Origin of the sequence: Anaerovibrio sp., assembly GCF_024697385.1 — a bacterium.
Taxonomy (GTDB): domain Bacteria; phylum Bacillota; class Negativicutes; order Selenomonadales; family Selenomonadaceae; genus Anaerovibrio.
This window is the reverse complement of the sequence record NZ_JAILFV010000062.1, coordinates 1-10,582: the sequence shown is the minus strand read 5'-3', so window position 1 is coordinate 10,582 and position 10,582 is coordinate 1. Positions and strand designations below refer to the sequence as shown.

The following is a 10,582-nucleotide window of genomic DNA, read 5'->3' as shown; positions in this document are numbered from 1 at the left end:
AGCTTTAAGATGTCCCCTTCCTCTTTAGGTGGGGGAAAACAAACTACAACAGCTGGCGAGCATATCTCCCAGCTCGTTGAAACGCTAATTGGAAGATTTTTCTTCTAAAGAAGAAAAATTTGAACAATGGCGTTATAACAGCTGGTGAGCATATCTCTCACTTCGTTGAAACGCTGACAGAGAATAATTTGCCTCTGGCAAACTTTGATTTTAGGCGTTATAATTAACCTAATGATATGTATTATACAAGGAGGCATTGCACATATGAGTTCACAGGTCGCTTCACATCGTGTTGGCAAGAAGTTGGTTGATGTTATTTTTGGCGCAAGCGGAGCCTGCAACAAGGCAATAAAGGAGCATGGCGCAGCTAAGGTTACCAATGCAACTGTTGGGTCCATAATTGATGAAGATGGAAAACTGGCTTGTCTGCCTACCATGGAAAAAGCCTTTAGGGGCCTTGATATAGCAGATATTGCCGCCTATGCACCACCTGCAGGGCTGCCTGCATACCTTGACAGCGTTATTAATCTCACCTTTGCAGACAACAAACCTGAGGGGTATCTGGCAGCGTGCTCTACTGCTGGCGGTACAGGAGCCATTCATATGGCCATAATGAATTATTCGGAAATCGGTGACCAGGTTCTGACCTCTGACTGGTTCTGGGGAACCTACAATGTCCTTTGTCAGGAAGAAGCCCGTACTCTGGCCACATATCCATTATTTGATGAACATCAGAATTACAATGTCAAGGCATTGGAGGAAAAGACTGCAGAGCTCCTGGGCAAGCAGGATTCCCTGCTTCTGATCATCAATACCCCTGCACACAATCCTACAGGCTACAGCCTTACTGATGAAGAATGGACCAAGGTGTTGGATATCTGCAGGAGCTGGGCGTCCAAGGGCAAGAAAATAAACCTGTTGGTGGATATTGCCTACATTGATTATGCCGGTGAAAAGAATCAGACCAGAAGATTTATGAAGCAGTTTGGCAATCTCCCGGATAATATCTTTGTGATGTTTGCCTTTTCCATGTCCAAGGGCTATACCATGTATGGACAGCGTACAGGTGCTTTGATTGGTCTTTCCTCGAATGAGGAAATAATTGAGGAATTCAAGAATGTCACCAAGTACACCGGCAGGGCAACCTGGTCCAATGTAAGCCGCGGGGCCCAGACACTGTTGACTACTATACAGCAGGATAGTGAGCTGCTGGCAAAATTCGAGGGTGAAAGGGATGCGCTGTACGGAATTATCCGTGACAGGGCGGCAATCTTCATGAACGAGGCCAAGGAGTGTGGGTTGAATGCCCTGCCTTATAAAGCAGGATTTTTTATCTCTGTTCCAACCAGTGATTCGTCAGCTGTTTGTGAAAAGCTTCACGATGACCTGATTTTTGCAGTTCCTTTGAAGATGGGCGTTCGCATAGCAGTATGCTCAGTGCCAAAGGTAAAGATGTATGGCATGGCCGCAAAGGTATTGAAGGCTGTTCAGGCAGTTGAAGGCTGACATTTTATTTTTTGATAATATATTCTTTTTATGGAACCGGACTGGGGGACAGTCCGGTTCTTTTATTGCTGTGACATGGGTTAATTTTTGCGGAAATTTCGTCTGAAAAATGCTTCAAATAATGAAAGATAAAGGAATTAATGAGTTTTAAATAATATTTTTATTTTGCCCTGTAATGTGTTATAGTTATCATAGAATGTGCATTGCGAGGAGGTCATTATGTTTAATTTAAATAAAAAACGAGGATCTGAGTTCTATGATTTATTCATTGAAAGTGCTCAGTTTTTTTATCAGGGAACACTTTTGATGGATGAGGTAATGGTCGATCATCGCAAAGCCGATATCAAGGTCAAGGAAATCAATGATATTGAGCATCAGGCAGATAAGGTCAATGACCGTATCATTGACAAGCTCAACCGGACCCTGATTACACCAATTGACCGTGAAGACATATATTCCATTGCCAATGGCCTGGATGATGGCGTAGATCTTTTGCAGGGGATTTTGCAGCGAATAGTTATCTACCATACCGGTGAAGCCCGTGAAGGCGCTATCCGTCTGACAAAGCTGTTGATTGAGTGCACCCAGAAAATAATTAAGGTTCTTGAACTTTTAAAGGAAATAAGCAAAAATCAGGATGAAATCCTGAAATTGACAAGTGATGTCAGCAAGCTGGAGAGTGAGGGGGATCATATCTTCAGAAGTGAGCTGGCTTATCTCTTTGCCCAGGTAAAGGATCCTATTGAGCTCATCAAGTGGAAGGATCTTTTGGAGGATTTGGAGGATACCCTTGATCACTGTGAAAAATTGGCTGATTTGCTTAGGGGTGTGGTAATGAAGTATGCTTGATTTACATCCTTTGATAATAATAGTTATAGCATTGGCCCTGATTTTCGATTTTATAAATGGATTTCATGATACGGCAAATGCTGTGGCCACTTCCATATCTACCAGGGCCATTTCCCCAAGCCGAGCCATTATCATGGCAGCTGTGCTTAACTTTTTCGGTGCCCTGGTAAGTACCGGTGTAGCCAAGACCATTGGTGGAGATATAGTTGTTGGCCATATAAGTCAGCAGATAATAATTGCATCCCTTACCGGTGCCATTATATGGAATCTCCTTACCTGGAAGATCGGTCTTCCAAGTAGTTCATCCCATGCCCTTGTTGGGGGCATCATCGGCGGTGTGCTGATGTCTGACATGGGGGTTGCCGGACTGAATTTCATGGGTATCGGCAAAATAGTCATAGCCTTGGTGGCATCGCCTGTAATTGGTATGGTGATCGGATTTATTTTAATGAACCTGATATTTATGATTTTTGGTAATTCCAGTCCATCCAAGGTAAATCATAAGTTCAAAAAAATGCAGATCATAACAGCAGCTACCATGGCCTTTTCCCATGGTTCCAATGATGCTCAGAAATCAATGGGTATCATTACCCTGGCCCTGGTGTCAGGTGGGGTGCTGCATGAATTTGAGGTTCCATTGCTTGTGAAAATTCTCTGTGCTACTGCCATGGCGGTGGGTACATCAGTCGGCGGCTGGAGCATTATTAAAACCGTTGGCGGCAAGATTTTTAAGCTGGAACCTATAAATGGCTTTGTGGCAGACCTTAATTCATCAATCACTATTTTTACTGCTACATTGCTTCATTTGCCTGTAAGTACCACACATGTAGTATCCGGTTCTATTATGGGTGTAGGGGCAGCCAAGAGAATCAGGGCTGTCCGCTGGGGAGTTGCACAGCAGATGGTTATGGCATGGGTACTGACCATACCTTGTACCGCTGTTATGGGCGCCATATGTTATACGCTGGTCACTGCAGTATTTGGTTGATTATGCATTATTTGCCTGAAAGGGTGTATACTGCCCTTTCGGGCATTTCATTTATCCAATGTCAATGGGGCCTTCTGTCACCCTGCAGTGGCGGATTCCCATAAGGCATGGGATTATGTTGACTGAAATTCAGCAGGAGTCACAAACTCTCACTGAATAAGTCTCATTATATATAGAGGCAGGTGTTTGATATGTTTCGTGAAGTGTTGGAAGAAGCAAAGGAATGGGCAAGGATTCTTCATTGTTCATATGTATCTGATTTAAATGCAATTATTGAGTCAGGAAATATAGGCGATTTAATTCGTGTATCTGAGGCACTGCATGAAAAGAAAATTGCCAATATTGCTGATCATATAGCGAATGGCATAGCCGATAACCGACTGATACTCATAGCAGGCCCGTCATCTTCAGGGAAAACTTCCTTTGCCCAGAGGCTGAAGGTTCAGCTGATGGTTATGGGGCTTAGGCCAGTGTCGGTTTCGATAGACAATTATTTTGTGAATCGGCTGGATACCCCAAAGCTGCCGGATGGCAATTATGATTTTGAATCCATTGATGCCGTTGATACGGAACTGTTTAATGAGCAGCTGTGGAGCCTGTTGAATGGTGAAAAGGTGCTGACACCTATTTATGATTTCAAAAAAGGAATAAGGGAGTTTGATTTTGGAACAGAGGTTCAGATCGGTATGGATCAGCCCATTATTGTGGAGGGCATTCATGGCTTGAACGAGAAATTAACCAGCGCCATTCCACGCGGGAACAAATTCAAGATTTATGTAAGCGCGCTTAATCAGCTCAACATGGATGAAAATACCAGAATTTCCACCTCCCGTGTGCGGTTGCTGCGGCGGATTGTCCGTGATTATCGTACCCGTGGGCGTTCGGCCAGCAGTACCATTTTGCAGTGGCCAAATGTCAGGGCGGGGGAAGAAAAATACATCTTCCCGTACCAGGATGATGCAGATGTTATGTTTAATTCGGCACTGATATATGAGCTGGGAGCCCTGAAGCACTTTGCAATGTATATGTTGGCCGAAATAGACCCTGATAATCCTACCTTCGAGAAGGGTCAGGAGCTGTTGGCCTTCTGTCGGAATTTCAAATCCATATATGACGCAAAGGATATACCATCAAATTCCCTGATAAGGGAATTTATTGGTGGTTCCTGTTTTAATGTCAGCTGAATTTTTATAACGAGCTTTAAGATGTCCCCTTCCTCTTTAGGTGGGGGAAAACAAACTACAACAGCTGGCGAGCATATCTCCCAGCTCGTTGAAACGCTAATTGGAAGATTTTTCTTTTTTTTAAAGAAAAATTTGAACAACTGCGTTATAATTATTTAAGGATTTTAGACTGAATATTATGCTATAATGTACAAAAGGCGTAGAGGGGTGAATCCTATGGTAAAGCTGACCAAAAATGGGATCTTAAAGGTTTTGTCAGGGATAATGCTGATGGGAGCATTAAGTTTTTCTGCTGTCCTTTGTTCTGCCAGCAATCAGGCAATACAGCCCGGAGCTGTTGCCAATCCGGTGGATACCAACCGGCAGCTGATGATTGTGCCAAGGCGTTGGCCTGACAGGCACGAGCTGGTGGCAGAAATTTCGAAAAGTTATGGTATAAGCTACAGTTCCCTGTTGGCGTTCTGTGATGGAGGGGGAGCCCTTGAGGACGCGTGCCGTGTGGCATACATGGCGATGCTGGCCAATAAGACCTTTGATGGTGTGGTTGCCCTGAAAAATGATGCCAACACCTGGCTTGATGTTTTCAGGGAGATAGGCATTTCCGAAAATGTATTGAGGGAGCACCGCAAACAGGTGGCAGTCAATGTGATCGGGAAGAGATACGGCCTTGACAAAAAGGTTATCTCCCTGCTGATAGACCAGAAATATAAAATGGCTGATATTGTCCAGGCAGGTCGTCTGGCAAAGGCAATCAAGGTGGATGTCAGAAGGATACTGGCAATGAAGACAATAAACAATTCCTGGAAAGACATTGAAGGTCAGTTGCTGGGGGATAAAATAGACCTTGCTCAGTGCGGGTCCGGCACTCCAAATTGTTTATAAAATCGGTTAGCTTCAGCGTCTGATACGCTAGATGGCTGACTGCTTTGGCAGACTGTGTTTTATGAGTTTTGACGCTCAGTGCAGGTGATGTTTTTTCATCACCTGACAGGTATAGGATGATTTTGATTTATTCAGGGGAACTTGGCTTGCTGATACGGCCCGGTTCCCTTGTGATTTGTGTTTGATTATGAGGCTGATTCAGTAGTCCTTTCTCAGGCGCTCTGGATTTTAGTCAAGTTTTTCCGGGATTTTGTATGGTCATGTTTTTTCGCTGCAGGGTAATACCTGTTAATGTAGGGAAGACCGGAAATCATGTTGGAGGCAGAGAGTGGCAGAAATAGATATTACAAATAAAGTTAAATTTTGCATTAAGTATGGCCTGGTAGGAGTATTGAGCCTGATATTTATTTGTTCCAGTGTTGTATGGTATGTGCTCTATACCTGGGGGAATATCAATATATATGATGCAAAAATTGCCAGCAGTATGGTTGGTGTTAGGGCCAGGGCACCAGGAAAGGTCACTGAGGTTTTGGTTCATGACGGTGATGTTGTAAAAGCCGGTGATGTAATAGCCAGTGTCCAGGTAGCAGTAACTGATGAACAGTTGAAACAGATGCAGCAGACGCTGGAATTGTCCCAGAAAAATCTGGAGCAGATCAAAAAGGGCGTAGTGGTATCCAGACCAAGAATGGTGCAGTCCTCTGTGGCTGGGGCATCAGAGGCTGAAATAGCCAATGCCAAAAAGAAGCTTGATCAGATGAATTCTCTCTATGAAATGGGAGCGATCAGCGGTATTCAGCGTGATGAGGCCAAAGCCCAGTACGAGAGCCTTTTGGCCAACAAATCACGGCAGACGACTGACATATCCTATGAAGCAACCTATCAGCCACCTAACCAGGAAGCCGTTAAAATGGCCCAGCAACAGGTCAATCAAGCCAGGGCAGCCCTGGAGGCAGCCAAGACTAATGCCGGAGCTACCGAAATTACGGCATCTGTGGATGGAGTCGTATATCTCAATGGCATCGAAGCCGGTACGGAGATTAATCCGGGTGATGTGGTAGCCTATGTTGGTGATGATTCGGATATATGGGTTGAGGCATATCTGGACAAAACCGAGGCAGATTATGTAGATATTGGCAGGCTGGCCTCCTTTTATGTAGACCGCAAGAAATATGACGGAACCATATTTGAAATCATAGAGCCGGAGGATCATGGTCAGCCTGATGAAAATACCGAGGGCAAATACGACAGCATATATCCTGAAGGCAAGCTGATAGTGAAGATTGCTGTGCCTCGTGAAATAAAGAGTGACATTCATATTGGCAATCCCGTGGATGTGCGGTTTAGCAAATCTTAAAAAAAACTTGCCAAACTAAAATCGCTGTGATATCATTATCATTGTAATAAGTTGAATATTTTGTGGCGATGAAGCTACGCGAACTGTTTTATCAGCAGTCGTGTGGCTTTTTTTATTGTTAATTTGAAAAGGTGGTAGGCGACATGGAAGAATTATTATTTGTAATCCCGGCTAACAGCAAAAAGGAAGATATTATTGCATCACTTACTGAGCATCCGGAAATTAAGTTTGTGTCATTGGTAGGTATTGACCTTGCAGGAAATGATACTGATGAGAAGATTCCAATGCGGGTGTTCCTGAAGGATATTGATGATTTTTATGCAGGCAGGGCTGTTCAGACTGATGGTTCCTCCGTTGTACTGTCAGGGATTGCTACTCTGAACAATGCCAAGGTTGACATGCCAATCGATCCTTCAGTTAATTGGTTTATTGATTACAATTTTGAAAATTATGATGAGGAAACCGGCCTGCCTATTGGTACACTGCGTATTCCTGCCTTCCTGGTTCACGACGGCAAGAGGGTTGACTCCCGTTCCGTACTTGCAGATACCCTTTCCTTTGTAAAAAAGGAACTGCTGGATATTTTACATTCCAACCCAAAAATTTCCGGACTGGAGCACATTGACTGCAGCAAGGTAGCTGATATCAGTTTTACTGCAGCTACAGAGCTGGAGTTTTGGGTAAAGACACCGCTGTCCCATGTGCATGTGGATGAAATGTTTGCTTCCCAGGTAATGCAGGAGCAGTACTGGCAGCGTACCCATGGTGTTGTCAGAACTGCGTTGGAGCAGACTGTTGAGCGTCTTGAATCCTATGGCCTCAAGGTGGAAATGGGCCATAAGGAGGTAGGCGGTATCAAGGCTCATCTCGATAAGAGCGGTAATATGACCTCTGTATGTGAGCAGATTGAAATAGACTGGCGTTTTGCCGATGCCCTTCAGGCTGCAGATAATGAGCTCCTTGTCCGTACCATCGTAAAGCAGACCTTCCGTCTCAATGGCCTGGAGGTCAGCTTCAAGGCAAAGCCAATGATTGGTGTTGCCGGTAACGGTGAGCATACCCATATTGGTTTGGCAGCAATCATGGAGGATGGTTCCTTCTACAATCTTTTCTCACCAAAGGAAATGACTGTTGATTTCATGAGTGCCATTGGTTATGGTGCAATCATGGGGCTGTTGAAGAATTATGAGGTTATTAATCCTTTCGTTTCTGCTACCAATGATTCCCTTAACCGCCTGAAGCCTGGTTTTGAGGCCCCTGTATGTATCGTTACATCCCTGGGACACAGTCCAAAGGTTCCATCCCGTAACCGGTCAATCCTTGCAGGCCTTATTCGTGATATTTCCAATCCTGCTGCTACCAGGTTTGAGCTTCGTGCCTGCAATCCATATACCGATACCTATCTTGTTTTGGCAGCTATTTATTCTGCTGTACTGGATGGTGTGCGTTATTCCGTTACCAGGACTACTGATGAGCTTCTGGCAGAATTGTCCAAGGAAGCCGGCACCAAGGCTGGCTATCTTGAGACTGACAGGGCATACAGATCCGAAAAGGATGTGTTTGAGGATTATACTGAGGATGAGCGTAATCACCTGTTTGGTGCACCTCCTGCTACTGTATGGGAAAATCTCACTGCTCTTGACAATCATGCCGACAAGCGTGCTGCCATCACCAAGGCTGGGGCCTTTACTGATGCTGTCATTGATGCATTCAAGGAAGGTGCACTCCTTCGTTGGAAGACTGAGCTGATTGCCCGTATCATTCCGGAAAATCGTGAAATTGTCCGTGCGGCCAATGAGGTTAAATCCAATTTCGTTACGGATCAGGATGCCTATAATTGGAATAAAATCAGTGAGCTTCGCTGCTATCTGGCCAAGGACAGCATTGATAACAAGTCCCTGTTTACCCTGCTGATTAATGCGCTGAACGAGGGTGATTATGAGACTGCTTCCGGACTGCAGGTAGAAATGTATGACAGAATGGAAGAGCTTAAGGCCCTTTATGATGTATATGTAAAAAATATTATCTGATATGGGTTTGGCTGACTCAATATAATAAATGTAATCAGTGGGCTGTGGGAAAGGCATCGGGAAGCATGGATGTCTTTTCCACGGCTGTTTTGTTATTGTTGGCAAAAGACTGTAACCGTTGATTTTCCAGTGCTGGCTTTGCCTTTTTGACGAATTTTTACTATTTATGGTATAATAGTGCCAGTGATTTTGTGAGAATGAGAGGTGGTTTTTTTTGAGACTTGGCAAGCTCATGATTAGCGCACTGGTGTGTATGGTGATTATGCTGGTGAGTTCATCGGTTTTCGCTGCAGGGATTCTTGTTAAGGAAGGTTCTCATGGACATGATGTCATAACAGTGCAAAGATTGTTAAAGGAAAAAGGGTTTTATTTCGGTGCAGAAACCGGAGAATGTGATAAAGCAACAGTTGCTGCAATCAAGAAGTTTCAGGCAGCAGAAGGGATTTTGGTAGATGGCGTATGCGGCCCTCAGACCTATAGACGGCTTGATCCGCCTAAGGCACCTGCCGGCCTGGAAAATGCCCGTCGGGTAATGGTGCATGCATCTGCATACAGCCCGGTTGAAACCGGCCCAAGAACGGCCACCGGGACCCGCCTGAGAAAGGGTGTAATAGCTTCAGATCCGAATTTCATCCCTATGGGAACCAGGGTGTATATTCCGGATTATGGTGAGGCTGTAGCTGAGGATATGGGGTCAAGTATTGTTGACAACACGATTGATATAGCTTTTGATACCCATGAGGAGGCTTTGGCCTTTGGCAGACAGCATATTGAGATTTATATTTTGGATTGATATATCTGTATCAGACTGAAATATTATCCTTGAATACCGGCTTACAGCCGGTATTTTTTTTACCACTGGTTAAGGTGGGACTATTTATTTGCTTTTTGGGAATGTGATTTAAAACACTTTAACATAATAGGTATATTTTACTAATGTCGGTCAATTACAGTTTTATTAATGAATAAGTATTATGGATAGTCAGGTATCATAATATATTTTTATTGATTTGCATTATCAAAATTGTCCCCTTCGGACAAAAATTAAAATTAAATTAAAAAAATGCACTTTAACATTGTTTTTTATGTGTTCCGACTAAAAAATTTAATATTTTTTAAAATTTTGTGTTATAATAATTATAAAAAACTAGGGAAGTGCTGGATAATATCTTCAGCCATTGACATCCATCATCAGCAGATGGTATGAGACAGGGCATCTCATGGTGACTGAAGCCGGTTATTCATATTTTCCTAGGACCTTTGGGTGATTAATAAACTCAAGAGCTCAAGGTCTGTATTAATTTTTATGGTGTTCCCAGATTCAGTTTGCAGGCAGGGATTTTCATTTCAGTTTTATTTTTGGGCTATAGATCAATTTGACTGAAACTCAGAGGGCTTACATCCTTTATGTTATTACTTGCTGATGTTATTGGGGAATAGGTGAAAGGAGTTTGACAGCCTCTGAGTAAAATATGGTTTTAGACATTTGTATGACTTAATGATTTTGCAGTATATATTTGTATGTAAATTTTTTATCCGATGCTGACGGATAAAGGTGATCTTTATTCAGTGGCAGTATGGCCGTATGCTGAATTTCCCACAACCGGATATCCTGGTGGGGGGATTTTTTCTTGTAATTAATTATTTATAACGCCATTGTTCAAATTTTTCTTCTTTAGAAGAAAAATCTTCCAATTAGCGTTTCAACGAGCTGGGAGATATGCTCGCCAGCTGTTGTAGTTTGTTTTCCCCCACCTAAAGAGGAAGGGGGACATCTTAAAGCTCG

At 43.5% G+C, this 10,582-nt stretch carries 8 protein-coding genes; all 8 read left to right on the top strand.

The window, feature by feature from the left end; all coding sequences use genetic code 11:
- Window positions 1-264: 264 nt before the first annotated feature.
- The 8 genes from K6C05_RS03080 (at window position 265) to K6C05_RS03045 (ending at window position 9,589) form a co-directional block, all read left to right on the top strand.
- Window positions 265-1,506, top strand: a complete 1,242-nt coding sequence (locus K6C05_RS03080) for an aminotransferase class I/II-fold pyridoxal phosphate-dependent enzyme (protein WP_296731092.1) — start codon at window positions 265-267, stop codon at window positions 1,504-1,506.
- 219 nt (window positions 1,507-1,725) lie between these two features.
- Complete coding sequence (locus K6C05_RS03075; RefSeq protein ID WP_296731089.1) at window positions 1,726-2,355, top strand: DUF47 family protein; 630 nt, start codon at window positions 1,726-1,728, stop codon at window positions 2,353-2,355.
- Entirely contained in the window at window positions 2,348-3,343 is a 996-nt protein-coding gene (locus tag K6C05_RS03070) for an inorganic phosphate transporter (protein ID WP_296731088.1), read from the top strand. The genes K6C05_RS03075 and K6C05_RS03070 overlap by 8 nt, the downstream gene beginning before the upstream one ends.
- A 191-nt stretch (window positions 3,344-3,534) precedes the next feature.
- Window positions 3,535-4,527, top strand: a complete 993-nt coding sequence (locus K6C05_RS03065) for a nucleoside kinase (protein WP_296731086.1) — start codon at window positions 3,535-3,537, stop codon at window positions 4,525-4,527.
- A gap of 216 nt (window positions 4,528-4,743) precedes the next feature.
- A complete protein-coding gene (locus K6C05_RS03060) occupies window positions 4,744-5,409 on the top strand; it encodes a hypothetical protein (protein ID WP_296731084.1) in 666 nt (221 codons plus the stop codon).
- 328 nt (window positions 5,410-5,737) lie between these two features.
- Window positions 5,738-6,766, top strand: coding sequence for an HlyD family efflux transporter periplasmic adaptor subunit (locus K6C05_RS03055; RefSeq protein ID WP_296731081.1), 1,029 nt, complete (start codon window positions 5,738-5,740; stop codon window positions 6,764-6,766).
- A 143-nt stretch (window positions 6,767-6,909) separates the two neighbouring features.
- On the top strand, window positions 6,910-8,796 hold the full coding sequence (locus K6C05_RS03050) for a glutamine synthetase (RefSeq protein WP_296731079.1): 1,887 nt from the start codon (window positions 6,910-6,912) through the stop codon (window positions 8,794-8,796).
- A gap of 214 nt (window positions 8,797-9,010) precedes the next feature.
- A complete protein-coding gene (locus K6C05_RS03045; RefSeq protein ID WP_296731076.1) occupies window positions 9,011-9,589 on the top strand; it encodes a peptidoglycan-binding protein in 579 nt (192 codons plus the stop codon).
- Window positions 9,590-10,582 lie beyond the last annotated feature (993 nt).

Bases quoted from the DNA above. Each gene is read 5' to 3' on its own strand.
- K6C05_RS03080 (WP_296731092.1), top strand. From the start codon at position 265: ATGAGTTCACAGGTCGCTTCACATCGTGTTGGCAAGAAGTTGGTTGAT.
- K6C05_RS03075 (WP_296731089.1), top strand. From the start codon at position 1,726: ATGTTTAATTTAAATAAAAAACGAGGATCTGAGTTCTATGATTTATTC.
- K6C05_RS03070 (WP_296731088.1), top strand. From the start codon at position 2,348: ATGCTTGATTTACATCCTTTGATAATAATAGTTATAGCATTGGCCCTG.
- K6C05_RS03065 (WP_296731086.1), top strand. From the start codon at position 3,535: ATGTTTCGTGAAGTGTTGGAAGAAGCAAAGGAATGGGCAAGGATTCTT.
- K6C05_RS03060 (WP_296731084.1), top strand. From the start codon at position 4,744: ATGGTAAAGCTGACCAAAAATGGGATCTTAAAGGTTTTGTCAGGGATA.
- K6C05_RS03050 (WP_296731079.1), top strand. From the start codon at position 6,910: ATGGAAGAATTATTATTTGTAATCCCGGCTAACAGCAAAAAGGAAGAT.